We start from the raw sequence: 26,691 nt of genomic DNA on the forward strand, positions 1-26,691 counted from the left end.
ATGGCCCGCCTGCTGCTGCTCACCGCCGGAACCGAGGGGGATGTCCGCCCCTTCGTCAATCTGGCGGCGCGGCTGGTGGCACGCGGTCACGAGGTGGGGCTGGCCGCCCCCGCAGGCGATGCGGAGATGGTCGCCGAAAGCGGCGCGCAGCATCTGAAACTCGCCATCGATTTCCGCGACATGGCCCGGCAGGGGCAAGCCCATGCCGCCGGCCTGCCCGGGCTGATCGACCGGCTGACCCGGACCGGCACGCTGACCCGCGTTGCCGACGCGCTGTTCGAGACCACCGCCCGCGGACGCAGCTTCCGGCCCGACGCGATCATCGCCCATCCGAAATATACCGGCGCCGCCGATCTGGCCCAGACGCTGCAGGTGCCCTGGGCGCAGGTGGCGCTGCTGCCCTGCATCGCCCCCACCGCCGTGGTGCCCAACGCCGCCCTGTTCGCCCGCGACATGGGCCCCTGGGCGAACCGGGCCAGCTATTGCCTCACCCCCCTGCTCGCCCGACCGCTGGCCGGCCGCACCGATCGCTGGCGGGCGGAAAGCCTGGGCCTGCCCCCCAGGCGCAAGGCGCCGCCGCCCGCGGCCCGGCTGGTGCTCAACGCCTTTTCCGCAGCCCTGCTGCCGCGCATCGACGACTGGGGCCCGGATGTCGTGACCACCGGCTTCTGGCGTGCCGAAGACGATGCGGCGGCCGATGCCGGCCTGCCGATCGAGGCGGCGGCCTTCGCCACCCGCGCAACCGCCCGCAGGCGGCCGCTGATCCATATCGGGTTCGGCAGCATGAGCGGGGTGGACGGCAATGGCGTCGCACGCTCTCTGGCCCGCGCGATCGAGCGCGCCGACGTGGCGGCGCTGGTCACCACCGGCTGGGGCGGCATCGACGGCCGGGCGCTGGACCGCCTGGCCGGCGACCGGGTGCTGGTGCTGGACCGCATGCCCCATGCCCGGGTCTTCCCGCATGTCGACCTGGTGGTTCATCACGGCGGGGTGGGCACGCTGGCGAGCGGGCTGATGGCCGGCCGCGCCGCGGTGATCTGCCCCTGGGGCGCCGATCAGCCCTTCTGGGCGGCACGGGCCGTGGACGGCGGCTATGGCCTGCGCGGGCCCGGGCTGCGCCAGCTGGCGGCGGGGGGGCTGGGCACCGGCGACCGGCTTGGCCGCACGATCCGCCGCGCGCTCCGCCACGGCCCGCTGACCGACACCGCCCGCCGGATCGGCCGCAGGCTGCGCGCCGAAGACGGCGCACATGCGGCCATGCTGGCGATAGAAGACATGCTGCGCGGCAGGTGATGCCGCATGCGTCGCCGATCACGCGGCGACGCAGCCGCAGGCGGCGCTGCGGATGCGGACCAGAGACCCCGCGCGGCCGGTGGCGGCCGTGCCGGCGATGATGTCATCGGCACGCGGCCCGAAGATGTGCTGGCCGCGATCGCCCAGAATCGTGGTCGCCGGGCAGACGATGTCCAGGTGATACTGGGTGTGGGGTGTCAGCCCCAGGCCGATATGAATGGTGCCGGTCTCGCCGCCATAGAGTTCGTTGATCGCGGTGTTGGCGTCATACAGTTCCAGCGTGCAGTTCACCGCGAAGCCGAACTCCCACATGATCCGGTAGCGGCTGTCGACATCGAACATCCGCTCCAGCATCTCCACCGCCGGCGCCGCTTCGGGCGTCAGGGCTTCCAGTCGGACGATATGGCCGCGTTCGATGGTGGCGAGCATCGGCCCGCGCTGCATGGCCGCCAGCCGGCTGTGGATCCGCGCCTGATCGGCCGGATGATAGCTGGGGGCGCCGTTGTGCAGGATCGGATAACCCTCGATCACCATCTGCCCGTCGATGCCGAGAGAAAGATCGGCGCTGTAGTCGTAGACGTCCAGCGGCAGGGCGCTGACTTCGCCCGACGGCGCCAGCTGCTGCTCTCCCCAGCCGAGGAAGCCTGCCTGTTCGTTCCAGACATACTTGTCCGACATGTGGTCGAAGCGGGCGCGGGTGCCGTAGCGCGGATCGACGATCTCCATGAAGGCCGACTGCTCGGCCGTCGCGAAGAACTGATCGACCAGCTCCTGCTGGGCGGCCGGGTCGGTCGCCTCGATCATCCGGATGCCGTGGGCCAGCTTGTCCATGTCGGTCGGCGTCGAATTGCAGGCCAGCGCCAGAAGCTTGCGCCGGGCGCCGATCGTGCCGGCCGGCGGCGACTTGTAATAGACGTCGGGAGAAATGACCAGGATATGCGCCGTCTCGGGCATCTGGTCCAGAATCTCGGAGAAGGACTGCCCCTTCTCGTAGAACAGCGTCATGTCACCGGCATAGCCGCCGCCACCCCGCCCCAGCCGGACCTCGAAACGATCGGCTGCCGACCGGTTGGTGACGAAAACGAAGGTGGCGCCCTCCGGGTCGCCGAACTGCCGCATTGCGGTCGGGTCGATGATGATCCGGTCCATTGCCCACCTCTTGCCTGATCACATGACATGCAAGTCTTCATCAAGTGGCGTGGTGCGACACGCTGCGTGCGCGCACCACGCCACCCCGCATCCGTCAGTCAACGGATGAGAAGGCCGCTGGATCAGCCCAGCAGGCTGCCGAGATAGTCGGCGTTCTTCTTACGGTTCTGCATGACACGTCTCCCTTGGTTGAGAGACCGGAGGACCCCATCCATCCGGTCGACTTGATGGTTTCATGGGGCGCGGACTCATTCAACTCAAAAAAGAATCATAATTATCATGTGCAACCGTAATGGGAATGTCATCGATCGGCCATGAAGCTCAGACCAGGACCTCGTTGCCGGTGGAGACGTTGGCGGCACCCAGCACCTGCACACCGCCGGCGCTGCCCGGTTGATCGACCACATTCCCGGTCACGACGCACTTCACCCCGTTGACGTCGATCCCCCAACCGCCGCTCCGCGGACGTCGGACGACATTGCCGCGAACGACGCAGCGCTGGCCGGCGACCGTGATGCCGACCCTGCGGGGTCCACGATGAGATTGTCTGCGATCACCAGACCACTGGACCGGATCACCATGGCCGCCCCGCTGCGGGTGACATCCAGATTGCAGGTCCACTGGCATCCCTGAACAGCGCCGGAAATGCCGGGCTTGGTTTCGAACAGGCCCTCGGCAGGGGTCTCGATCATCGTGCCGTAGCCGCGATAGCCGGTGACCCCGGCAATGCGCATCTCACCCATGGCACCGTGATAGAAGCGGCGGCAGTCATCGACATAGACGTCCGAAATCAAACCGCCCTTGAGCCGGTTTGCCAGTCCCACCGTCATGATACAGGTGGAGGTACGATCGAGGGTCGCGCCGACGAGCTTCGCGTCGACATTGATCTGCAGCGCGCCCCATGCGGCTGCATCCGGCGCACCGGTAACAAAAAGGCCGGGCCATGGACGATCGTAGAGCGTGTTCGACGGCCCGACGACCAGAACGCACCCTTCACGCAGGTCCGAAGTCGAACTGCCCTTGTGGAAAACGACGAAGTCTCCTTCGCTCAGACCATCGAAAGCGGCACCAGTGCCGTCCGCTTCGATCTCCACCACCAGCGACAGATCGGGCAGGTCGTAATGGCTGCCGCAGCTGTGAAAGCGATTGGCATGGAAGGTCAGCGCCCGGACGGAAGAATCCGCTTCCCCGCCGGCCGTATCCGACGGAGCGATGACAATGCCATAGCGACAGGAACTGAAATGGGTGCGGGTGGTCAGAACGCGCCCTCAGCCGGCCTCGTCCTCCGTGCCCCGGTCGCCCAGCTGCAGGGCGTCGATGCGCTCCGCCCGGCGGGCGGCCCGGTCGGCCGACAGGCGGACGCCGCGCAGATCCTCTGCCGCCTGTTCGAAATGGCGGACCAGCTTGGCCGCCCGGTCGTCGAGCCGGGCGAGATCGTCGAGCAGGGCGGTGACCTGGGCGCGGATCTCGGCCGCCTGCTCGCGCACCCGCACATCCTTGAGCACCGCCCGGATGGTGGTCAGCGTCGCCATCAGCGTGGTGGGAGAGACGATCCAGACCCGGGCGCGGAAGGCCTTCTCCACCACATCCTGAAAATTGCCGTGCAGTTCGGCATAGACCGCTTCCGAGGGCAGGAACATCACCGCGCCGTCCGCCGTTTCGCCGGGGATCAGATAGCGGTCCGAAATCGCCTTCACATGGGCCATGACCGCCGTGCGGAAGGCGCGCGCCGCCTCGGTCCGCCGGGCATCGCTGTCGGCCTGGCGGAGCAGATGGAAGCTTTCCAGCGGAAATTTGGCATCGACCACGATCGGCCCGGGCGGATGCGGCAGATGGATCAGGCAGTCGGCGCGGCGGCCGTTTGACAGTGTCGCCTGCATCGCATAGGCGCCGGGCGGCAGCATCTGGCCGACCAGGTCGGCAAGCTGGACCTCGCCGAAGGCGCCGCGGGCCTGTTTGTTGGCCAGGATGTCCTGCAGACCGACCACCTTCTGTCCCAGATCGGCGATGTTGCGCTGGGCCTGATCGATCACCGCCAGCCGGGCGCGCAGATCCGCCGTCGCCTGGGCGGCACGGGTGCCTTCCAGATCGAAGCGATGCTCCAGCCGGGCCGACAGCGTGGTCAGGCGGGCATCCACCGTCTCGGCGATCATCCGCTCCTGGGTCTGGAGCCTGGCATCCACCTGCGCCTGCTGGGCGGCAAGCGCCGCCACCACCTGCTCCATCCGCCCCGCCTGCTGGGCCTGGGAACGGGCAAGATCGCTCGCCAGCCGTTCCAGGATTTCCGCCTGATCGAGGGCGGCATCCTCGGCCGCACGTGCCCGGCGGGCAGCCGCCGCCGCAACCCAGCCGCCGGCGACCAGCACCAGCAGCAACAGGGCTGCGATGGCGAGCGGAACGGGGTCGAGGCTGGCGATATCGGGCATCTGCAGGTCGTCTCCCGGATGAAACAGGGCCCGGACGGGTCGCCGGGGGCGGGATCATGCGCCGGCACGGGCCCCGGTACAAGCGACCTGCACCCCGCGCGCAGCCCCGATGCAGGGCTGGCCGGCGCCGGGCGATCTTGACCCCGCGATGTCGCCGTAATACCTAACCCTTGAACAGAATTGGAGTCGTGACCTCTCATGGCCATCATGCCCATCCTCACCGCGCCCGATCCGCGCCTGACCAAGACCGCGACCCCGGTCGCGCGCGTCGACGACGACGTGCGCCGGCTGATGGACGACATGCTCGAGACCATGTATGCCGCCGAGGGGATCGGGCTCGCGGCGCCGCAGGTGGGCGTGCTGCAGCGGGTGATCGTGATCGACGTCTGCTGGGGCCGCGAAGGCAAGGAGCCGACGCCGCTCTTCATGGCCAATCCTGAAATCGTCTGGGTCTCGGACGAGGACAAGACCTATGAAGAGGGCTGCCTGTCGCTGCCCAGCCATTACGCCGATGTGGTGCGGCCGGCCGCCGTGCGGGTGCGCTATCTGGACCGCGACGGCGCCGTGCAGGAAATCGAGGATGACGGCCTGCTGGCGGTCTGCGTCCAGCACGAGATCGACCATCTGGACGGGGTGCTGTTCGTCGACCATCTGTCGTCGATCAAGCGCAACATGATTCTGCGCAAGCTGGTCAAGGCCCGTCGCCTGGGCAACGACAAGCCCGAGAAGGCGCCGATCACCGCCGCAGTCTGAACGTCCCCTCTTCCACCGAACCGAACCGGATCCGCGCGCCCGATGAGCACCGACACCCCCGCCCGCGCCCCGCACCGGGCGCGCGTCGTTTTCATGGGCACGCCCGATTTCGCCGTCCCCTCGCTCGATGCCCTGGTTGCCGCCGGGCACGAGGTGATCTGCGTCTATACCCAGCCGGCCCGGCCGGCCGGGCGCGGCCAGAAGCTGCAGCCCACCCCCGTGGCGGCCCGGGCGGAAGCGCTGGGCATCCCCGTGCGCACGCCGGTGACGCTGCGCGATCCGGCCGACCGCGCAGCTTTCGCCGATCTCGGCGCCGATGTCGCGGTGGTGGCGGCCTATGGGCTGATCCTGCCCCGGCCGGTGCTGGACGCGCCGGCCCATGGCTGCATCAACGTCCATGCCTCCCTGCTGCCGCGCTGGCGCGGTGCCGCCCCCATTCACCGCGCGCTGCTGGAAGGCGATGCGGAAACCGGCGTCACCATCATGCAGATGGAAGCCGGGCTCGATACCGGGCCGATGCTCGCCACCTGCCGGGTGCCGATCGGCCCGCGGATGACGGCGCAGGAGCTGCATGACCGGCTGGCGGCCGACGGCGCGGCCCTGCTGGCCCGCACCCTGCCGGGGGTGCTGGACGGCAGCATCACTGCGGAACCGCAGCCGGAAGCCGGCGTGACCTATGCGAAAAAGCTGGAAAAGGCCGAAGGCCGGATCGACTGGACGGCCGATGCCGCACGGATCGACCGGCTGGTGCGCGCCTTCACCCCCTGGCCCGGCGCCTTCTTCGAGCTGGAGGGCGAAAGCCTGCGGCTGATCGAGGCGGCCCCCTCTGCCACCGCGGTGCCGGCCGGCACGATGGCCGGCACGCTGCTGGCCGACGGCCGGTCGGTCGCCTGCGGCGACGGTCGGGCGCTGAGGCTGATCCGGGCCCAGCGCGCCGGCCGCAAGCCCATGACCCTGGATGATCTGGCCCGCGGCTTTCCGGCGCTTGCCCCCGGCGCCCGGCTCGGCTGATGCAGCCGCCGCGGATGCAGCGCTGGAAGTTCACCGTCGAATATGACGGCACCGGCTATGTCGGCTGGCAGCGCCAGGACGGGCTGCCCTCGGTCCAGCAGGTGCTGGAAGAGGCGATCGAAGCCTATACCGGCAGCCCCTGCACGCTCCGCGCGGCAGGGCGCACCGATGCCGGCGTCCATGCCTCGGCCCAGGTGGTGCATGTGGATCTGCCCCGCGCCGACAGCCCCTTTACCACCATGTCGGCGATCAACCACTTCCTGAAGCCGGAAGCGGTGGCGGTGGTGGATGCCGAAGCGGTGCCGGACAGTTTCGACGCCCGTTTCACCGCCATCGGCCGTGGCTATACCTACCGGATCCTGAACCGCCGGGCACAGCCGGCGCTGGACCGCAACCGGCTGTGGCATGTGCCCTGGCCGCTGGATCTGGAGGCGATGACCGCCGCCGCCGCCCGGCTGCTGGGCCATCACGATTTCTCCAGCTTCCGATCGACCGACTGCCAGGCGAAATCGCCGATGCGCACGCTCGACGAGCTGACCATCCGGCGCGCGGGCGACGAGGTGCTGATCCGCACCCGCGCCCAGGCCTTCCTGCACAACCAGGTGCGGATCATGGTCGGCACGCTCGCCATGGTCGGCCGCGGCCGCTGGACGCCCGACGACGTCACAAGAGCGCTTCAGGCCCGCAAACGCGCCGCCGCCGGCCAGACCGCACCGCCCCAGGGGCTGTGCCTGGATCTGGTCGCCTATCCGCCGCCGGAGCTTTGGGCCGAAATGGCGACCCGCCGCCGCGCCCGCCCCGTAGACGCCGAAGCGGCGGGCAACGATCCGGACGAGGTCGACGGCGACTGATCTGGGCCCGGCTGATTCTGGCCCGATTGATCCTGGCCCGACTGATCTGGGCTGACCGGGTCAGCCCCGGCCGGGGCTGCTTTCCGGGGATGCATCACCCTCGGCCTCGTCGGTCGCCGTGCGCACCGCCCGCACCAGGGCTTCGCGCAGGTCGCGCACGCCGCGGGCGACCTCTGCCGACACCTCCTGCACCGTCAGGGCCTTGCGGCCCGATGCCTCCGCCTCGGACGAGACGGTGGTGATGCGCCGGGCGACCTCACGATTGGCGGTCGCCGTCTGGTCGACATTGCGGGCGATTTCTTCGGTCGCCGCCGTCTGCTGCTCGACCGCGGCTGCAATCGTCGCCGAGACATGGTCCATCTCGCCGATGGCCCGGGCGATCGCCGCCACCGCCTCCACCGCCGTGCCGGTCACCGCCTGGATCTCGGCGATCTTGGCGGTGATCACCTCGGTCGACCGGCTGGTCTGGCTGGCCAGCCCCTTCACCTCGCTCGCCACCACCGCGAACCCCTTGCCGGCCTCGCCGGCACGGGCGGCCTCGATCGTCGCATTCAGCGCCAGAAGATTGGTCTGCTCGGCGATGTCGCGGATCAGCCCCGCCACCTCGCTGATCTGGCCGACCGCCGCACTCAGGCTGTCGATGGTCTGGCGGGTATGCTCGCCATGGCGAACCGCTTCGCGGCTGACCGACATGGCGTGGTCGACCTGACCGGCGATCTCGCGGATCGACAGGCTGAGTTCCTCGGTGGCGCTGGCCACCGCCTGGGCATTGGCAAGCGCCTGGCCGGCCGCCGCCGCCACATTGCCGGCATCGCTGCCGACACCCTGCGCCGACAGCGCCATCGCCCGTGCGGCCTCGTCCATGGTGCGGGCATCCCCGGCGACCCGATCGACCACCACGCGCGATTCCCGTTCCACCGTCTCGGCCATCCGGGCCATCGCCGCCCGGCGCGCCTCGTCGGCACGCCGCCGGGTTTCGGCCTGCTGGTCGCGCAGGCGCTGGTTCTCGGCCGTGCGCTCGTGCAGCAGGGTCAGGTTCCGCGCCATATCGGCAATCTCGTCGCTGCGACGGCCGGCTGCGGGCACGGTGACCGACAGATCGCCCTCGCCGATCCGGCCCAGCACCCGGGTCATGCGGGCCAGCGGCACCGAAATGTGACGGTGAAGCACCGCCATCACCAGCAGGGCAATCGCGACACCGGCAATCAACAGGATCACCGCGGTCCGGGCCGAGCGATCGGCGATGCCGCCGGCGGCGGCAAGCTCCGTCTCCATCCGGCGGCGGGCATCGCGGGCGATCGCCTCCACACCGTCGACGACCGCGGTCAGGGCGGCGGACAGTTCTTCGGTCTGGCTGTCGAGATGAACCATCATCCGGTTGCCGGCGGCGGGCCCGTCCCGGACATAGGCCTGCGCCATCGCGACGCCCAGCTCGTAAAATCCCGGCAGGGCGGCAGCGACCCGGTCCATATCGGCAACCACCCCGGTCGCGCCGATGCGGGTGGCGATCTGCCGCGCCTCGGCCAGCCCCTTTGTCGCCCGCGCCCGCGCATCCGCGGCCTCGGTGAAACCGTCATCCAGACCGTCCTGGGCGCGGGTGGCCGAGACATCGGTCAGCCACTGCTGGATCTGAACGATATCGATGTTCACCCGCTGGACGGTCGCGACCAGATCATGCGCATCGCCCGCCGCCAGCCCGGCGGCGGCTGTGGCGACATCCATCTGGCGGCGTTGTTCGCGCGCGCCCAGCATCATGACCGTCGTCGCCACCGCCAGGACGCCAAGGATCAGGGCGTTGGCGAGAATGATTTTCGAACTCAACGAGATGCGCATCGGTCGCCGCCCTCACTGTCCAGACGGCCGGGACTATACGCAGAACAATTGCCAAGAACAGTTAATGGTGAAGATGTGGTGCAATTTTCGTCGCCGCCCTACCTGCCGGACGTTTGACGGACGCCTGCCGCCGGATGGTCAGCCTGATCCAGAGCGGCAGCGGCGCCGCCAGCGCCGCCAGGATCGCGGCCAGGATGGCCATCTCTCCCGGGGCCAGCCCGATTGAGGCGGTCTCGCCCGGCAGCAGCTTTGGCCGGGCCGCCACCACGCCATAGACCCAGCTGCCATGGATGGCGGCCAGAAGCAGCCCCAGACAGGGCAGGATGGTGGCAAGAGCGCCCATCCGCACCCGACCCGGGGGGCCTCCGGCCTGCCGGCGGTCCAGCCGCAGCCAGGCTCCGATCAGCCCGGCCAGGATGCCGGCGCTGGTGAGCAGCCCCGCCACCAGCCACAGAATGCGGGTCACCACGCCGCCGAAGGTGCCGAAATGCAGCGGATCGGCGGTGTTCACCCAACGCTGAAGCGGGGTCAGCCCCGCCGCATCGCGGATCTGGAGCACGGCGCCGGTCGTGGGGTCCAGGGCGACGCCCTCGGTACCGTCGCGCAGCAGCACGCCGTCCCCGCTTCCCGCCAGCACCAGCGGATGGCCCGGCCGGCGGGGCGGTATGATCGTGGTCACCACCAGCGCCGGAAAGGCGTCGCCGGCGCGGGACACGGCAAGGTCCAGATCGACCAGCGGGCCGGCCCCGGTCGGCGCGGGGGTGGGCAGGGCGGGCCCCTCGGTAAAGCCCGTGCCGACGGTATCGGCCGCCGTCTCGACCAGATACCAGAGCCCGGTCAGACAGATCAGGATGCCGATCAGCATCGACCACACGCCCGCGAAACGATGGAGATCCGACCAGAACAGCCGGGCGCTGCGGCCGGGGCGCAGGGTCACCGCCGCCTGCCACCAGCGGCGGGTGGTGATCAGCCCTGTGATCAGCGCCACCAGCAGCGGCAGGGCCAGCGCCCCCACGATCAGCGCCCCGTGCACCCCGGTCACGCCGGGCACGACATAGAGCTGCTTATGAAAGACCCTGAGCCAGAGATGCAGGTCCAGCCCGGCCTTCTGGGTGCCGGGCTCCCCCGTCCAGGGATCGACCGGCACCCGGCGGAGATCGCCTTCCCGTCCGGCCACCAGCGCCCAGGCCGGCCGACGCACATCATCAGGATCCATGGAAAGCCCCAGAATGTGCGTGCCCGGATGGGCGGCGGCGACGCTGTCGTGGAGCGCCTGCCACGAGATCCGGGGCGTGCCGGGTGCGGGGGACGCCACCCGCTTTTCCGGATCGCCCAGCCAGGCGAGTTCATGGCCGAAGACCGCCATCGTGCCCGAGAGGCAGATCACATAGAGCAGATAGCCGAGAACCAGCCCGATCCAGGCATGGATCCGGAACAGACCCTTGCGGCTGAAGAGGCCGGTGCGGGCACGGCCGGCGGGGCGGTCGATCGGCGGCACCGGCTCAGAACCTGAGCGTCAGCGAGCCGAGCACCGCGAAGGGCTGGCCCGGATGGGCGATCGACCGGTCGCTGGCGCGGACGATATACGCCTCGTCGAACAGGTTGTAGAGATTGAGCCCGACCCGGCCGCCGCCCCAGGCATACCAGAGCGCTGCATCGGTCACGATGTAGTCGTCGAGTTCGATGCTGGGGTCGAACTGGGCCGTGCTGGTGCCGGTATAGCGCACGCCGCCGCCCAGACCCCAGCCATCGAGGTCGAGCCCGCCCGCGCGGTCGCCTTCCTGGAAGTCATAGCTCATCCACAGCCGCGCCTTGTGGCGGGGCACGCCGCCGAGCGGCTGGCCCACCGCGGAGGGATCGTCCGGATTGGACAGGGTCTCGGTCTCGGTGAAGGCGTAATTGGCCACCACCTTCAGCCCGTCGGTCAACTGGCCGGTCAGATCGAATTCGATGCCGCGGCTGCGCTCGCGCACATCCGCCAGATAGGCCGAGCCGCCGGTCGCGTTGTAGAAGGCGTTGTCGAAGACCGCGACATTCTCCTTCTCGATCTGGAAGACCGAGACCGTGGCCAGAAGCTGCTCGTCGAAGAAGGCCGCCTTGGCGCCGACCTCGTATTGCAGCCCCTCTTCGGGATCGATGGGCGATCCGGACTGATCGAGTGTCCCCGGCGTCTGGGGCAGGAAGGACTGGGTCACGCTGGCATAGACGGAGTATTGCGGCGTCAGCCGGTAGAGCAGCCCGGCACGGCCGGTGAAGGCGCCGTCATCCACATCGGGTGCGGCAACCCCGTCGCTCTCATTCTCCTGGTGGACGACGTCGTAGCGACCGCCGAGCAGCAGCTTCAGCCGGCCATCGTCGAGCAGGGAGACCTGGTCCTGAAGGTAGAAGCCCGCCCACTCGGTCTTGCCCTGAATCCGGTCCACGGGCTGGTCGCTCGGCGGCTGATAATCGACCTGGGGATTGTTCGAGATCGGGACATTCGGAGCGTTGGCCCGGTACCGCCGAAAGTCGGTGTCCTGACGGATCAGTTCGGCGCCCAGCAGAACCTCATGATCGACCGTCCCGGTCTGGAACGCCGCCGTGGCATCGAGCACGAACTGGATCTCGTCTTCGCGCCGATCCTCGTTCTGGTAGCGGAAACGCAGAAGGGAACCGGCCGGGTCGTCCACGACGCCCCGCGGCCGGAGCGCCTCGTTCTTCGCATCGGCGCGGTGGAACTGAAGCTGGTTGCGCAGCGTCCAGGTGTCGTCGAGGCGGTGGGTCAGCTGATAGGCGGCGGTGTAGTCGTCGATGGTACGTCCGTCGAGGTCGGGATCGCCGAAGAAGGTCGACGGATCGACCAGCGGCCGGCCGTCGGTGCCGAGCGGGATGCCGGTGTCGTAGGGCTGTTCCTCGTGCACCACCGCAAGGTCCACCAGAAGCTCGGTGTCGTCATCCGGCAGCCAGAGCAGGCTGGGGGCCACGGCATAGCGGTCGACCTCCATCTCGTCGCGGAACGAGCCGGCATCGGTATAGGCGGCGTTCAGGCGATAGAGCAGGTCGCGGTCGATGGTCACCGGCCCGGTCAGGTCGACAGAGGTGCGGAACAGCTCGTCGGTGCCGAGCTGCTGTTCCAGCACATAGGCCGCCTCGGCCTGCGGGCGCTTGGTGACGACATTGACCACGCCGCCCGGCTCAAGCGCGCCGTAGAGAATGGAGGCCGGCCCCTTCAGAACCTCGACCCGCTCCACATTCACCAGATCGACCGCGCCGGTCGATGTCGCCCGCAGCCCGTTGCGCAGCAGGCCGGGCGATTCGAAACCGCGGATCATCGGCAGGACTTCGGACTGGGCATTCAGCGTGTTGCCGGCCTGCTGGACGCCGCTCACATTCTCGTAAACGTCCTTGAGGTTGAGCGACCCCTGATCCTCGATCACGTCGCGGGGCACCACCTGCACCGAGAGCGGGGTCTCCAGGATCGCGGCATCGGTCTTGGTGGCGGTCGCGGTGCGGGTGGCGAGATAGCCCTGGACGGGGCCGGTCGCCGTCTCCGGCGCCCGGCGGCTGCCGGTGACGGTCAGCGGATCCAGCACCGTGCTGCTGCCGTCCGAGGCAGGCGCGGGCAGCAGGGTCACGGTGCCGTCCGCCTCGGTGATCCAGCCGATGCCGGTGCCGGCGAGCAGCCGGCCCAGCGCCTCGTCGACGCTGAACTGCCCCTGAACCGCGCCGCCCCGCCGGCCCGCGACCACCTCGGCCGCGCCGCTGACCTGAACCCCGGCCTGGCGGCCGAAGGCGGCCAGCGCCTCGTCCAGCGGCCGGGCCGGGATGTCGAAGGCGATCCGGTCCATGCCGGCGGCCACCGCCACCGATGCCCCGGCCGTCAGGGTCACCAGCCCGACCGGCGCCAGCACCGTCATCAGCCCGAGGCCGACCCCGGCGGCGATCGTTACCCGCCCTGCCCCATCCCGCATACCGTCCAACCCTTCCTCGTCGGAGATCGTCTCACGCAAATGCGGATCATTTGCGTTCTCATCCCAACAACGGACGGCTCGATTTTTCTTTTCAGGAAAAATGACGGAGGTCTTCTCAGCCCGCGGCGGTGACCAGCGTCAGAAGCGGGCCGAAGGCGCGGACCTCGCCGCCGACCGGCCGCATCATCGCCTTCAGCGCGCGCTGCGGATCGCGCAGATCGTAAAGCCCGGTCACCCGGCGGGCGCCGAGGGCCGCATCGGTGATCAGGATCCAGCCCGGCTGGTGGCGCCGCAATTCCGCCACCACCTCGGCGACCGTGGCATCGGAGACGAACAGCCGGCCATCCCGCCAGGCACCGACATCCTCGGGCGCCAGCCGCCCCCGGGTGACGGCGCCGCTTGCGGTATCGACCGCCAGCCGGTCGCCGGCCGCCAGCTGCTCCACGCGCCTGCCCCTGGCCGGCGCCACCCGAACGGTGCCGCTCGCCACCTCGACCACCCCCCGGCCGCCATCGGCAGCCACGTCGAAGGCGGTGCCGGTGACGGTGACCGCGACATCGCCGGCCCGGACGATGAAGGGCCGGGCGGGATCGGGCATCACGTCGAAGAAGGCGCCGCCATCGATCAGGGTCACCTCGCGCCGGCCGTCGTCGAAGCGGCTGCGGATCGCGGTGCGGCCGTCGAGTTCCACCCGGCTGCCATCGGCCAGCACCACCCGGCGGGTCTCGGCCACACCGGTCGCGGCATCGGCGCCGAGACCGGCAAAGCCGCCCGGCCTGACGCTCGCGACCGCCAGCATCGCAACGACCGCCGCCGCGGCTGCCATCATGGCCCGGCGCCGCAAGGCGCGGCGCGGGGGCACGGCCCCGGTATCGCGAGCCACCGGTGCGGGACCGACCTGCACAGGCGCCCCCCGCAGAGGCCCCGCCTCCCCCAGATCCCGCCAGGTCGCACAGACCCGCGCCCAGGCGGCCTCATGCGCCGGATCAGACCGCCGCCAGGCCGCCCATCCGGCCCGGATCACCGGGTCGTCGGGCGCTTCCTGAAGCTGCAGCAGCCAGTCGAACGCCGCTTCCAGAACCGGATCCTCAGCCATGGCCGGCATCATCCGGCCCGATCGCCGCGGCGATCTGCATCAGGGCCCCGCGCACCATCCGATGGGCGGTCGGCACCGACACCCCCAGCCTTGCGGCAATCTCACCCAGCGTATGGCCGCCGAACCGGTGCATCTCCACCGCGATGCGGATATCGGGCTCCAGCCGGTTCAGCACCGTCACGATCCGCGCCAGCGTGCGGCGATGGGTGACCTCTTCCTCGGGCGTGCGCGGCACCGCCGGCAGCATCCACCAGGGGGCACCCTCGTCCTGGCTGCGGACCTCCACCGCCCGCCGGCGGCTCCAGTCCAGCGCCAGATTGCGCACGATCCGGTACAGATAGCCCAGCGGCTGATCGAGCGTCCCGTCGGCCTGGCCTGCGGGCACGAAGCGCAGGAAGGCATCCTGCACGACATCCTCGGCACGCGCGCGATCGCCGCCCGTGATCGACGTCGCATAGTCGATCAGGTCCGCGCGATGGGCCATGAACAGCGCCAGTTTGCCGTGATCGTGGGTCAATGCAGCCGCACCGGAAATCATTCAGGGCTGAACCCTAGCCCGAATGCGAGTGCGTATCAATATCGAGTGGAATGCCCGTTTCACCATCCGGTCCCGGAACAAGGCCAGCGCAGTCAGAGCAGCCGGGCCAGCAGGATCGGCCAGAGGATCGCCATCAGCACGATCAGCGTCACCGCCCCGGAATTGAGGCCAAGGGTCAGCCGGGTCATGAACCACTCCATGCCGATCAACGCCGCAAGCGCCAGGGTGGTGAGCAGCCCGGCCAGCGGCGCGGGCAGCACGCCGGCGGTCGCGATCACCGCCACCATCACATAGACCTGAACCATCGACAGCCAGTTGCGGGCGACGACATAGGGCACGAAGCCCCGGTCGACACCGGTGCGCCGGGCCAGGATCAGCAGCACGAGCGGAAAGCTCGCCCAGGCGAGCAGATCGACCAGCACATCGCCCAGCAGGCCGAAATGATCGGTGCCGGCGGCCATGGTCGCAATGACGTCGGCGGCGGCCTCTTCATCGGGCGAGGGAGGCGTCAGCCCCTCGCCCGGCACCGGCAGGCTGTAGAGCAGCAGATAGCCGGGCACCGCCAGCAGCAGAGCCATGAAGGACTGCCAGAAACCGCCGACGTCGATCCGCAACAGCTCCAGCGCCCGCCGGTCGAACCGGGCGAGGCCAAGGCCTCCGCGAATGCCGCGGAGCAGATCACCGCCCCCGGCGCTCACGCTCCGGCCGTGCCGGTCCGGGCGGGCGGCGTCGCCATGTAGTCGGCGATCACCCGCTCGTAGATGCGCGACAGCGCCTCCAGCGCCGCAACCGGCACCCGCTCGTCGGTCTTGTGCATGGTCTGGCCGATCAGGCCGAACTCGCAGACCGGGCAGTAATCCTTGATGAACCGGGCGTCCGAGGTGCCGCCGGTGGTGGAAAGATCCGGGTCGAGCCCGGTCTCGGCCTTGACCGCATGGGCCACCAGCGACGAGAACGGCCCCGGCTCGGTGACGAAGGCATCGCCGGTGATGCGGTAATCCATCTCCCAGCGCCCGCCGACCGCATCGAAACTGCGCCGCAACCAGGCTTCGAGGCTGGCCGGGGTGTGCAGATCGTTGAAGCGGATGTTGAAGCTCGCCTTCGCAATCCCGGGAATGACGTTGGTCGCCGGGTTGGCGATATCGATGGTGGTGACCTGCAGGCTGGAGGGCTGGAAATAGGGCGTGCCCTGGTCCAGCTCGTGCTCCACCACACCTGAAAGCATCTTCAGCAGCCGCGGCACCGGGTTGTCGGCCAGATGCGGATAGGCCACATGGCCCTGCATGCCATAGACGGTCAGATGGCCGGTGACGCTGCCGCGCCGGCCGATCTTGATCATCTCGCCCAGCCGCATCGGGTTGGTCGGCTCGCCCACCAGGCAGTGATCCATGCGCTCGGCCCGCTCGCGCATCCAGCCCAGCATCTTGACCGTGCCATTGATGGCGTCGCGTTCCTCGTCGCCGGTGATGACCAGCGCGAGCCGGGGCTTGCCGCCGCCTGCGATATAGCGCGAGACCGCCGCCACGAAGGCGGCGATCGAGCCCTTCATGTCCACGGCCCCGCGGCCGTAGAGATGGCCGTCGATCACCTCGGCGCCGAAGGGGTCGACCGTCCAGCCGGCGGCATCGCCCACCGGCACGACATCGGTATGGCCGGCATAGCCCAGCACCGGCAGATCGCCATCGCGATCGCCGATGCTGGCATAGAGATTGTCGACCGGATCCCAGCCCGGCTGTTCGAAGGGCAGCCGATGGCAGGTGAAGCCCAGCCCCTCGAGTGCCGCCTGGAGCACGTCGAGCGCGCCGGCATCGGCCGGGGTCACGCTCGGCCGGCGGATCAGGTCGCGGGCGAGGTCGAGGGTGTCGATGACGGCCATGGGGCGGAGATCCGGTCTGGTTGGAACATCAGGGGCGGCGCGGCCGGCGATCAGGTGCGCAGCAGCTCGTTGATGCCGGTCTTCTCGCGGGTGCGGGCGTCGACCGTCTTCACGATCACGGCGCAATAGAGGCTGGGGCCGGGGGTGCCGTCGGGCAGCGGCCGGCCGGGCAGGGCACCCGGCACCACCACCGCGAAGGGCGGCACCTTGCCGATATGGATCTGGCCGGTCTCGCGATCGACGATCTTGGTCGAGGCGCCGAGGAAGACACCCATCGAGAGCACCGCGCCCTCGCCCACGATCACGCCTTCGGCAACTTCCGAGCGGGCACCGATGAAGGCGCCGTCTTCGATGATCACCGGGCCGGCCTGCAGGGGCTCCAGCACGCCGCCGATGCCGGCGCCGCCCGAGATATGGACATTGCGGCCGATCTGGGCGCAGGAGCCGACGGTCGCCCAGGTGTCGACCATGGTGCCCTCGCCCACATAGGCGCCGATGTTGACAAAGCTCGGCATCAGCACGGCGCCGGGGGCGATATAGGCGGAGCGGCGCACCACGCAGTTCGGCACGGCACGGAAGCCGGCGGCGCGAAAACGATTGTCGTTCCAGCCCTCGAACTTCGACGGCACCTTGTCGAACCAGGGCGCATTGCCGCCGGGCCCGCCCGAGATCGGCGCCATGTCGTTCAGGCGGAAGGACAGCAGCACCGCCTTCTTAAGCCACTGATGCACCACCCAGTTGCCGTCGGCCGCCTTTTCGGCGACGCGCAGACGGCCGCCGTCCAGCGCCTCGAGCGCGGCATCGACCGCATCGCGGACCTCGCCTTTGGTGGCGATGCCGATCTCGGCGCGGTTTTCCCAGGCGGCCTCGATCACGGCGGCCAGTTCTGCCGTGGCGGGTGCGGCGGTCGCGGTCATGTCGTCTCCCTCGGGACAGGTTGGGGGCGCGCAGGCGCGCACGGATCGCAGTTTAGGCCGCGCGGGGCGGGTGTCAACGTGCGCTCCGGTTCTGCCCTGCCGTATCCAGATGGGCGAGATAGGCCTCCAGCCAGAGCGACAGGTCCGGCGACACCCAGTCGATATGGTCGCCCTTCGATCCCAGCAGCGAGAACGGCTCGCCGGTATTGATCCAGACCGTGCGCATGCCCAGCGCCGCCGCCGGGGCCAGATTGCGGGCGCTGTCTTCGAACAGCACCGCGGTCGCGGCGTCAACGCCATAGCGGCTGCAGAACAGGTCGTAGACCTCGGGCGCGGGGTTGGGCACGAAATCGGCGGCGACGATGTCGAAGATCGCCTCGAACCGGTCGGCAATGCCCATGCGCGTCAGAATGCGGTCGGCATGGGCGGTGGAGCCGGCGGTGAACACCAGCTTGCGCCCCGGCAGCCGGTCGATCGCCGCCCCAAGCTCGGGCGCCGGCGGCAGCACCGAGACGTCGATGTCGTGGACATAGTTCAGATAATCATGCGGATCCAGGCCGTGGCGGAGCATCAGCCCGCGCAGCGTGGAACCGTGGGCGCGGAAATAATCGCGCTGAAGGGTCAGCGCCGCCTCGCGGTCGAGCGAAAAGCTCTCCATGATGAAGGCGGTCATGCGGCGGTGGACCTGATCGAACAGCCGCGAGCCGGCCGCATAAAGGGTATTGTCCAGATCGAAGATCCAGGTATCGACATGGTCGAGCGCCGACCAGTCCAGGCCCGGTTTCAGAGCGACGGGCCCGAGCAGGCTGTCCTCAGGGGGTGTGGATGGGGTATGAGTCATCGGCTGCGGTTCCTCGAAGCGAAGGAGATCCTGCGCGGGCCCGCCGCCCGCACATCCCGGATACGACGTTAAGGCTTCCTTGACGCACGTTGGAGATATACTTGACCACGTTCCTGTCGGAAGATCGGGGGACGAGGTTTTCGAGACAAGGGTCCGATGTCCCGGCAGAGCGTGCAGACGCCAGAGCCCATTCGCAGTCTGAAGCAGGAACGCGACCGTTTCGTCGCGCTGGCCTTCACGGCTGCCGATATCCTGCTCGAACTGGACGAGGCCCGGATCATCCGCTTCGTGGCCGGCGCCACCTCGGGCCTGCTGGGCCGTGACCAGGACCGGCTGATCGGCGTGGCACTGGAAGAGCTGGTGGCGGAAGACGACCGGCGGATGATCACCGCCGTGCTGGACCGCCCCGGCGTCGCCGGCCGCTTCGAAGCGGTGATGGTGCGGCTGGCCAACCCGCATTCCGCCGTCACCCGGCGGGCGATCGTCAGTGGCTATCGGCTGCCGGATCTGGGCGGCCATTATTTTCTGGCCCTGTCGCTGCCCAAATACATGGTCGCGACCGACGTCGCGACCGAGGCGCGCGACGTGGAGACCGGCCTGATCTCGGCCCGATCCTTCGCCCAGATCGCCAAACATCGCCAGCAGGAAGCCAATGATATCGGCTCCAACTACGAGATGACCCTGCTGCATCTCGAACGGTTCGGCCTGCTGCGCCAGCAGCTCGACCGGTCGCTGACCGACGAGTTCATGGCCAATCTGACCAGCCTGCTGCGCGCCAATTCGGTGGTGGGCGACAGCGCCGCCCGGCTGGACCAGGACACCTACAGCGTCATCCACGGCGCCGAGACCGATGTCGCCAAGCTCCGCGAACAGGTGAGCAGGCTGGCCCGCACCGTGGACCCCAAGGGCGACGTGCTGGGCCTGCGCATGGCAACCATGCCGCTGGACGGTGCGGAGCTGGGCTCTACCGATGTCGCACGCGCGATCAGCTTCGTGGCCGAACAGCTGAAGGAACGCAAGCTGTCGGGCCGGATCAACAGCCTGCGCCGCCAGCATGGCGAGATGGTCGACGACACCGCCCGGCGGATTTCGGAATATCGCGGCATCATCCGCCGGCGGGATTTCCGGGTGGCGCTGCAGCCGATCGTAGATCTGGCTTCTCGTCAGGTTGAGCATTACGAGGCGCTGCTGCGGCTGAAACGGGTCGATGAAAGCCCGTTCGAGGTGATCACCTTCGCCGAACAGGCCGGCTTCATCGAGGAATTCGACCTCGCCATCTGCCGGATGGTGATCGACAAGATCAAGCGGGCCGAGCAGCGCAGCCAGGTGCTGCGGCTGGCCGTCAACCTGTCGGCGCGGTCGATCGAAAGCGAAAGCTTCGTGATCGCCTTCAACAAGCTGCTGGCGACGCTGGGCCCCATGCGCGACCGGCTGATGTTCGAGGTGACGGAAACCGCGCGGATCGACGATCTGGGCCGCGCCAACGCCTTCCTGCAGGATCTCCGCCGCGCCGGCCACCGGGTCTGCCTGGACGATTTCGGATCAGGCCAGGCCTCGTTCCAGTATCTGCGGTCGCTGAAGGTCGATCTGGTCAAGATCGACGGATCCTATGTGCGCAACGCGCTGAAGACCGATGACGACCGCAAGTTCCTGCGCGCGATCATTCAATTGTGCAACAGCCTGGGCATCATCACCGTCGGTGAAATGATCGAGAATGAAGCCACGGCGAATTTCCTGCGCTCCAACGGCGTGCAATACGGACAGGGGTATCTGTTCGGGCGACCATCCGTGGACATCTCCGATTTCCATGAACAGAACACCTCACAAAAATGACTAAATTCACCCCTATATTTTTTTGAGGGTAGGGTGATCCAAAATCTGATCTTCATATCTTCGCAAGATTTCTGATCTTAAATAGACGTCAACACCTGCAAGATATACCGACTCCCCGCGCCCCAAGAATTGGTTGAGATCATCAGGACATGATCTCCTGCCGAGCGCCATGGGCAAATCGCCACAGTCGACGGTTTTCTCATGACATAAGTGCATCGACCTTGCCATGTTGCGGCGTCGAACGATCTCTGCACCGGCCAATAGGGCAGACCTTCAAGTTGCGAGACGGGACCAGGCCCCATGAGCCTCCAGACGCTTGATGCCGATCAGCGCCGCCGCTGTGCGGCTTTTGACCTGACCGATGACGATCTGAACGCCCTGGCCGCATACCGGGCGCGGGTTCAGCAGCGGCTTCCCGCCCTGCTGGATGCGCTGCATGTGCGTTTCGCGCCCTGGCCCGAAATTCAGGCCGCGTTGAAGGATCCGGAGGTCCACGCCATCCGTCTGGCCCATTGGAGCCGGGCTGCCGGCGGCGAGATCGACAACGGCTTCGCCGCCTCGGCACGCAGGCTCGCCTCGGCCTTCTACGACCACGGGGTGCCGGGCTATGCGGTCGCGATCTGTCATTCAACGGTCTCGCGCGCCATCATCGAGGACATGTCCGCCGCCGGAACCGGCGGCGGCCTGTTCGGCCACAACCGGCGCCGCAACAACGATGCCGCCTTCGCCTCGGCCCTGTCGAAAATCGCCTGGCTGGATCTGGAACTTCTGCTGGAGACCTATGCCGAAGCCGAAGCGTCGAAGCGCGCCCAGGTGATTGAGGGGCTGGCCGGCAGTTTCGATCGCCAGATGGGGCGGGTGGTCTCAGCCATGGGCCAGGCGGCCCAGGATGCCGATGCCGCCAGCCGCCGCATGGCCGAGACGGCGGTCCGGGCGCTCGACGATGCGTCGCAGGCCGCGGATATCGCCCGTGATGCCGCCGGCAATGTCCAGGCCGTCGCCAGCGCCACCGAGGAACTGGCGGCCTCGGTCGCCGAGGTCGGCAGCCGCGTGGCACAGTCTGCCGGCATGGCGACCCGCGCGGTGGAGGATGCAAGGCGCACCGATGCGGTGGTCCGCACCCTGGCCGAGACCACCCAGCGCATCGACGAGGTGGTCACGCTGATCAGCAGCATCGCCCAGCAGACCAATCTTCTGGCGCTCAACGCCACGATCGAGGCGGCGCGGGCCGGCGAGGCCGGCAAGGGCTTTGCGGTGGTCGCGGGCGAAGTGAAGACCCTGGCCAACCAGACGGCGACGGCGACCGACGATATCGGCCGCCAGATCGCCCAGGTCCAGCAGGCGACGCGTGACGCCGTGGAGGCGATCAGCGCCATCACCAGCGGCATCGGCGAGATCGATGCCATCTCCACCTCGGTGGCCGCCGCCGTCGAGGAACAGGTTGCCACCACCCGCGAAATCGCCCGTGCCGTGGCCGATGCCGCCCAGGGCAATCACCGCGTGTCGGAGCTGATGGACGGGTTGCAGGCCGGATCCGGCACCAGCCGCGCCGCGGCCGGCGAGGTGAACACGGCCATGGCCATGCTGACCGACCAGTCGCATCATCTGCGTCAGGCGGTGGATGCCTTCCTCGACGAGGTCCGCAAGACCTCCTGACCGGTCGCAAACTCTGCTGCCGCCAAAAAAGAGAGGGCGCCGATCCGTCAGCGCCCCCTTCCTTTTCCAGCCCCGGAGCCGGCATCGCGATAGGCCCTCAGGCGTGGATCAGCGTGCCGATGCCGCGATGGGTGAAGGTCTCCAGCATCATGCCATGGGCGACCCGGCCATCCAGGATCACCGCCGCTTCGGTCGAGCCCTCGACCGCGGCGATGCAGGTCTCGACCTTCGGGATCATGCCGCCGGTGATGGTGCCGTCGGCCATGTAGCGGCGGGCCTCGGCCACGCTCATATCCGAGATCAGATTGCCTTCCTTGTCGAGCACGCCCGGCACGTCGGTCAGCATCAGCAGCCGGCGCGCCTGGACGGCGGCGGCGATGGCGCCGGCCGCGGTGTCGGCATTGATGTTGAAGGTCTCACCCTTGGCGCCCACGCCCACCGGCGCGATCACCGGGATCATGTCGGACTGGGCGATGGTGGTGATGACCTTGTCGTTGATCTCGGTCGGCTCCCCCACGAAGCCCAGATCCAGGATCCGCTCGATATTGCTGTCGGGGTCGCGCTTGGTGCGGCGCAGCTTCTCGGCCCGGATCAGGTTGCCGTCCTTGCCGCAGATGCCGATGGCGGTGCCGCCGGCGGCGTTGATCGCGCCCACGATCTGCTTGTTGATCGAGCCGGCGAGCACCATCTCGACCACCTCGACCGTCGCCTTGTCGGTGACGCGCAGACCGTCGACGAAGCTGGAGGTGATCTTCAGCCGCTCCAGCATCTGGCCGATCTGCGGCCCGCCGCCATGGACCACCACCGGGTTGATGCCCACCTGCTTCAGCAGCACGATATCGCGCGCGAAGGTTTCGGCCAGGCTCTCGTCACCCATGGCATGGCCGCCATATTTGATGACGAAGGTGCTGCCGGAATGACGGCGCAGATAGGGCAGCGCGTCCGAAATCGTCGCGGCCGTCCGCAGCCAGTGCTTGGTGTCCGAGATCGAATTGGGGGTCTTGGAGGTGCTCATGCGGCGGCGCTCCTGAAAGACTGCGGGTGGCAGGCCCAAGCTTCGTGACGGCCGGGCCCTGAGGGGCCGGCCTTTTCCAAGCCGGGACCATACGCCGAACCGGGCGGCGCGAAAACCGCCGGATGACGACAAAATACACAAGGCCGGCCGGCGGCTCGACACAAGGCCCGCCTGCGGCCCGGCCCACAAGGCCCGCCTGCGGCTCAGGTGCCCTGATTGTTTTCGAGCAGCAGCCGGGCGATCGCGGCGCGCAGCGTCTCCATGCCGCGCATCTTGCGGCTGCTGGTGACGATGACCTCAGGATAGGCCGCCACATGGCGGCGCAGCTCGGTCTCGATCGCCTGCAGCCGCTTCGCCAGCACCGGCGCCTTTTCCTTATCGGCCTTGGTCACGACCACCTGATAGCTCACCGCCGCATCGTCGAGCAGCTTGAACACCTCGCGGTCGTTCTCCTTCACGCCGTGGCGGCCGTCGATCAGCACATAGACCCGGGCAAGGTTGCTGCGGCCGCGCAGATACGAGAACACCATCTTCTGCCAGGCCTTGACCATGGCCTTCGGCGCCTCGGCATAGCCATATCCAGGCATGTCGACCATCATCATCCGGTCGGCAAAGCGGAAGAAGTTGAGCTGCTGGGTGCGGCCGGGGGTGTTCGAGACGCGGGCCAGGTTACCGCGTTCGGTCAGCGCGTTGATCAGGCTGGACTTGCCGACATTGGACCGGCCGGCAAAGGCGATCTCGGGCAGTTCGTCGGGCGGCAGATCGCGCAGGCTGGCGGCGCCCATCACGAAGGAGACCGGCCCGAGCAGGAGGGTCCGCCCGGCCTGCACGAGGTCGGGATCCAGCGCATCGGTGGCGAGATCGATCACGTCCGGTTCGGACGCAGCCCCCCCCGAAACCGGACCCCCGGCCGCTTCCGCGGCCGGGGTCGGGGTGGTCGCAACGGTCTCCGGGGAGATGTCGGGACCGCCGTCCCGCGTCTGATCTGGTCCGGCGTTCATCTCCGGCACTCCTCGGATGGTTCGGGTGATGGCGGACGGCGTCAGACCTTGACGCCCATCCGCCGCATGATCAGCCACTGCTGACCGATCGAGAGCAGGTTGTTCCAGGTCCAGTAGATCACCAGACCGGCGGGGAAGCCCGCGAACAGGAACAGGAACATCACCGGCAGGAACATCATGATCTTCGCCTGCGTCGGATCGGCCGGCGCGGGGTTCAGCTTCTGCTGAAGGAACATGGTGAAGGCCATGAGCACCGGCCAGATGCCGATCGCCAGGAAGTGCGGCGGGGTATAGGGCAGCAGGCCGAAGAGGTTGGTGATGTAGAGCGGGTCGGGTGCCGAGAGGTCGTGAATCCAGCCGAAGAAGGGCTTGTGCCGCATCTCGATGGTCACGAACAGCACCTTGTAGAGCGCGAAGAAGACCGGGATCTGGACCAGGATCGGCAGGCAGCCGGCGGCCGGATTGACCTTCTGCTTCTTGTAGAGGCCCATCATCTCCTGATTGAGACGGACCTTGTCGTCCTTGTAGCGCTCGCGCAGCTTCACCAGTTCCGGCTGCAGCTTCTTCATCTTGCTCATCGCCACATAGGACTTGTTGGCAAGCGGGAAGAAGAGCGCCTTGGTGCAGAGCGTCAGGATCAGGATGGAGATGCCGAGATTGCCGACGATGCTCTCGATCCAGAGCAGAACCAGGAAGATCGGCTTGGTCAGGAAGTAGAACCAGCCGAAATCGATCGCCAGGTCGAAGTTCTTGATGCCGAGCGCGTCGCCATAGCCGTCGAGGACATCCAGTTCCTTGGCGCCGGCGAAAACCCGCGACACGGTGCTGGCGGTCGCACCGGGTGCGACCTCGCGGGCGCTGCCCAGATAGTCGACCTGATACTTCGGTGTGGTGCCGACCACCGAGTGGCCGAAGCGTGCGGTCACCGCCTCGGACTGATCGGGGATCACCGCCGCCAGCCAGTACTTGTCGGTAATGCCGAACCAGCCACCGGTCGAGCTGGCCGAGACCGGCTGCTGCTGCTCGGCCAGATCCTTGTACTTGTATTCCTTGAGGGTGCCGTCGACGACGCCGAGCGGACCTTCATGGAGGATATAATAGCCGAGCGTCTGCGGCGTGCCGCTGCGCGAGACCAGCGAATAGGGGTAGAGCGTGACCGCCGCGTCGCCGGTGTTCGTCACCTTGTCGGTGACGGTGAACATATAGTTGGCGTCGATCGCGATCTGGCGCTCGAACACCAGCCCCTGGCCGTTGTCCCAGGTCAGCGTCACCGGGTGCTCTGGCGTCAGCGGCTTGTCGTCGGCCGGCGTCCAGACCGTGTCGGCACCGGGCAGCTTCACGTCGTTGGACGAGGCGACCCAGCCGGTCTGGGTGTAATAGGCGGCCTTGGTGCCGAGCGGCGAGAGCAGCTCGATCCGCGGCGAGGTCTGATCGACCGTCTCGTGATAGTCGACCAGGGCGACATCGTCGATCCGGCCGCCTTCCAGGCTGATCGAGCCCGACACGCGCGGCGCATCGATCTTCACCCGCGGATCACGGGCCAGCGCCGCTTCGCGGTCGAGCGGCGCGGGGGCCGCAGGCGTCGCACCGGGGGCCGAGGGCGCCGAGCCGCCGGCGGTCGCCGGGGCTTCGGTCGACACGGCTTCGGCAGGCTGCTGCGGCTTCGGCTGCGGGACCAGGAGGTAGTAACCGAAGAGGATCGCGATCATCAGGACCATCGCGATCATCAGGTTGCGCTGTTCAGGCATCGGCCTCACCTGATTTGCCGGCGCCTGGCTCAGCACCGGATCCGGGGCGCGGCGGCACCGGGTCGTAGCCCGACGTCCCCCACGGATGACACCTCAGGATCCGCCGGAGCGCCAGCCAGGCGCCATGGACGGGTCCGTGAAGCTGTACCGCCTCGATCGCATAGGCCGAACAGGTCGGCAGATGCCGGCATCGCGGCGGCAGATAGGGTGATATCACAAGCTGATAGCCCCGGACGAAGACGATCATCAGCATGGCGAGGCCACGACTGACGATGCCCTGCCGGGGCTTGCGACCGGTGGCGCGGGAACCGCGATCATCCGGACCGGACCGGCCTTCGCCCGGCACGACCGGACAGCCGCAACCGGCGTGATGGAGATGGCCGCTCATGCGTCGCCGTCTCCCGCCGGGCCTGCGGAAACCACAGCCCCGGCGGCCGGGGCCGGCCGCACCTTTCCGCCATCCTCTCCGCCGCGCCGGGGGCGCCTGGGCCGCGGCGCCTTGCGCAGCGCTTCGGCAAGATCGGCCAGCAGGCGGTCATAGTCACGGTCGACGGTCTGGGTGCGCGCGATCAGCACATAGTCATGCGCCGGCATCGCATCGGCGATGCAGGCATCGACCGCTGCGCGCAGGCGCCGGCGAGCCCGGTTACGGGCCACCGAATTGCCGACCTTGCGGCTGGCGGTGAAGCCGACACGGACCGAAATCCGTTCGGCGGCACGGGCATCGCGTTCGGCCGCCGTCCAGGGACGGGCCTGCACCACAACCCCCGGCGTCGCCCATTTCATCCCGCTGCGCGCAGCGGCAAGAAACTCACCGCGGCGCTTCAACCCGGCTGCACCCGCCTTCACCACCCGGCCCTCGAACGATCGGGGCCGCGCCACCGCCGGAACCGAACGGTCCGGG

General features: G+C 68.4%; 23 protein-coding genes. 6 read left to right on the plus strand and 17 right to left on the minus strand.

Annotation, left to right across the window (positions count from 1 at the left end; all coding sequences use genetic code 11):
* Complete coding sequence (locus CMO28_RS19950; protein WP_296716111.1) at positions 1-1,293, plus strand: glycosyltransferase; 1,293 nt, start codon at positions 1-3, stop codon at positions 1,291-1,293.
* Between the two features lie 18 nt (positions 1,294-1,311).
* Here CMO28_RS19950 and CMO28_RS19955 read toward each other — a convergent pair whose 3' ends face one another.
* The 3 genes from CMO28_RS19955 to CMO28_RS19965 form a co-directional block, all read right to left on the minus strand.
* A complete protein-coding gene (locus CMO28_RS19955; protein ID WP_296716113.1) occupies positions 1,312-2,442 on the minus strand; it encodes a hypothetical protein in 1,131 nt (376 codons plus the stop codon).
* 425 nt (positions 2,443-2,867) lie between these two features.
* The gene (locus tag CMO28_RS19960) at positions 2,868-3,539 is read right to left on the minus strand and encodes a hypothetical protein (RefSeq protein WP_296716115.1); all 672 of its coding nucleotides are present in this window, start codon (positions 3,537-3,539) and stop codon (positions 2,868-2,870) included.
* A 171-nt stretch (positions 3,540-3,710) separates the two neighbouring features.
* The gene (locus CMO28_RS19965) at positions 3,711-4,868 is read right to left on the minus strand and encodes a DNA recombination protein RmuC (protein ID WP_296716117.1); all 1,158 of its coding nucleotides are present in this window, start codon (positions 4,866-4,868) and stop codon (positions 3,711-3,713) included.
* Between the two features lie 198 nt (positions 4,869-5,066).
* Here CMO28_RS19965 and def point away from each other — a divergent pair, with 198 nt between their 5' ends.
* The 3 genes from def to truA are packed head-to-tail and all read left to right on the plus strand — an operon-like array spanning position 5,067 to position 7,483.
* Positions 5,067-5,621 carry a peptide deformylase gene (gene def / locus CMO28_RS19970; protein WP_014746213.1) on the plus strand — a complete coding sequence of 185 codons (555 nt, stop codon included), beginning with the start codon at positions 5,067-5,069 and terminating at the stop codon, positions 5,619-5,621.
* A gap of 42 nt (positions 5,622-5,663) precedes the next feature.
* On the plus strand, positions 5,664-6,632 hold the full coding sequence (gene fmt, locus CMO28_RS19975; protein WP_296716121.1) for a methionyl-tRNA formyltransferase: 969 nt from the start codon (positions 5,664-5,666) through the stop codon (positions 6,630-6,632).
* Between the two features lie 14 nt (positions 6,633-6,646).
* Complete coding sequence (gene truA / locus CMO28_RS19980; RefSeq protein ID WP_296716123.1) at positions 6,647-7,483, plus strand: tRNA pseudouridine(38-40) synthase TruA; 837 nt, start codon at positions 6,647-6,649, stop codon at positions 7,481-7,483.
* A 60-nt stretch (positions 7,484-7,543) separates the two neighbouring features.
* Here truA and CMO28_RS19985 read toward each other — a convergent pair whose 3' ends face one another.
* The 9 genes from CMO28_RS19985 to CMO28_RS20025 all read right to left on the minus strand — a co-directional run bounded on the left by CMO28_RS19985 (position 7,544) and on the right by CMO28_RS20025 (position 18,534).
* Positions 7,544-9,304 carry a methyl-accepting chemotaxis protein gene (locus CMO28_RS19985; RefSeq protein ID WP_296716126.1) on the minus strand — a complete coding sequence of 587 codons (1,761 nt, stop codon included), beginning with the start codon at positions 9,302-9,304 and terminating at the stop codon, positions 7,544-7,546.
* A gap of 73 nt (positions 9,305-9,377) precedes the next feature.
* A complete protein-coding gene (locus tag CMO28_RS19990; RefSeq protein WP_296716128.1) occupies positions 9,378-10,814 on the minus strand; it encodes a PepSY-associated TM helix domain-containing protein in 1,437 nt (478 codons plus the stop codon).
* A 4-nt stretch (positions 10,815-10,818) separates the two neighbouring features.
* A complete protein-coding gene (locus CMO28_RS19995) occupies positions 10,819-13,266 on the minus strand; it encodes a TonB-dependent siderophore receptor (RefSeq protein ID WP_296716131.1) in 2,448 nt (815 codons plus the stop codon).
* 115 nt (positions 13,267-13,381) lie between these two features.
* Positions 13,382-14,362, minus strand: coding sequence for a FecR family protein (locus tag CMO28_RS20000; RefSeq protein WP_296716133.1), 981 nt, complete (start codon positions 14,360-14,362; stop codon positions 13,382-13,384).
* Positions 14,355-14,879 (minus strand): sigma-70 family RNA polymerase sigma factor, encoded by a 525-nt coding sequence (locus CMO28_RS20005; RefSeq protein WP_296716135.1) that lies wholly within the window; start codon positions 14,877-14,879, stop codon positions 14,355-14,357. The genes CMO28_RS20000 and CMO28_RS20005 overlap by 8 nt, the downstream gene beginning before the upstream one ends.
* A 113-nt stretch (positions 14,880-14,992) precedes the next feature.
* Positions 14,993-15,598 (minus strand): hypothetical protein, encoded by a 606-nt coding sequence (locus CMO28_RS20010; RefSeq protein ID WP_296716137.1) that lies wholly within the window; start codon positions 15,596-15,598, stop codon positions 14,993-14,995.
* Positions 15,595-16,776, minus strand: a complete 1,182-nt coding sequence (dapE, locus tag CMO28_RS20015) for a succinyl-diaminopimelate desuccinylase (protein WP_062761625.1) — start codon at positions 16,774-16,776, stop codon at positions 15,595-15,597. The genes CMO28_RS20010 and dapE overlap by 4 nt, the downstream gene beginning before the upstream one ends.
* A gap of 50 nt (positions 16,777-16,826) precedes the next feature.
* The gene (dapD, locus tag CMO28_RS20020; protein WP_296716140.1) at positions 16,827-17,693 is read right to left on the minus strand and encodes a 2,3,4,5-tetrahydropyridine-2,6-dicarboxylate N-succinyltransferase; all 867 of its coding nucleotides are present in this window, start codon (positions 17,691-17,693) and stop codon (positions 16,827-16,829) included.
* Between the two features lie 73 nt (positions 17,694-17,766).
* Positions 17,767-18,534, minus strand: a complete 768-nt coding sequence (locus CMO28_RS20025; RefSeq protein ID WP_296716142.1) for a pyrimidine 5'-nucleotidase — start codon at positions 18,532-18,534, stop codon at positions 17,767-17,769.
* 156 nt (positions 18,535-18,690) lie between these two features.
* Here CMO28_RS20025 and CMO28_RS20030 point away from each other — a divergent pair, with 156 nt between their 5' ends.
* Positions 18,691-20,367: an EAL domain-containing protein gene (locus CMO28_RS20030; protein ID WP_062761627.1), complete on the plus strand. Its 1,677-nt coding sequence runs from the start codon at positions 18,691-18,693 to the stop codon at positions 20,365-20,367.
* 300 nt (positions 20,368-20,667) lie between these two features.
* Entirely contained in the window at positions 20,668-22,023 is a 1,356-nt protein-coding gene (locus CMO28_RS20035; RefSeq protein ID WP_296716148.1) for a globin-coupled sensor protein, read from the plus strand.
* Positions 22,024-22,120: 97 nt separating this feature from the next.
* On the opposite strand, the gene argB is transcribed toward CMO28_RS20035, so the two are convergent.
* The 5 genes from argB to rnpA all read right to left on the minus strand — a co-directional run bounded on the left by argB (position 22,121) and on the right by rnpA (position 26,669).
* On the minus strand, positions 22,121-23,038 hold the full coding sequence (argB, locus tag CMO28_RS20040) for an acetylglutamate kinase (RefSeq protein ID WP_014746225.1): 918 nt from the start codon (positions 23,036-23,038) through the stop codon (positions 22,121-22,123).
* Positions 23,039-23,241: 203 nt separating this feature from the next.
* Positions 23,242-23,907, minus strand: coding sequence for a ribosome biogenesis GTP-binding protein YihA/YsxC (yihA, locus tag CMO28_RS20045; RefSeq protein WP_322111389.1), 666 nt, complete (start codon positions 23,905-23,907; stop codon positions 23,242-23,244).
* A gap of 173 nt (positions 23,908-24,080) precedes the next feature.
* Positions 24,081-25,787 (minus strand): membrane protein insertase YidC, encoded by a 1,707-nt coding sequence (gene yidC, locus CMO28_RS20050; protein WP_296716155.1) that lies wholly within the window; start codon positions 25,785-25,787, stop codon positions 24,081-24,083.
* Positions 25,780-26,175, minus strand: coding sequence for a membrane protein insertion efficiency factor YidD (yidD, locus tag CMO28_RS20055; protein ID WP_296716157.1), 396 nt, complete (start codon positions 26,173-26,175; stop codon positions 25,780-25,782). The genes yidC and yidD overlap by 8 nt, the downstream gene beginning before the upstream one ends.
* Positions 26,172-26,669: a ribonuclease P protein component gene (rnpA, locus tag CMO28_RS20060; RefSeq protein WP_014746229.1), complete on the minus strand. Its 498-nt coding sequence runs from the start codon at positions 26,667-26,669 to the stop codon at positions 26,172-26,174. The genes yidD and rnpA overlap by 4 nt, the downstream gene beginning before the upstream one ends.
* Between the last annotated feature and the right edge of the window lie 22 nt (positions 26,670-26,691).

Origin of the sequence: Tistrella sp. (genome assembly GCF_002684955.1) — a bacterium.
GTDB lineage: Bacteria > Pseudomonadota > Alphaproteobacteria > Tistrellales > Tistrellaceae > Tistrella > Tistrella mobilis.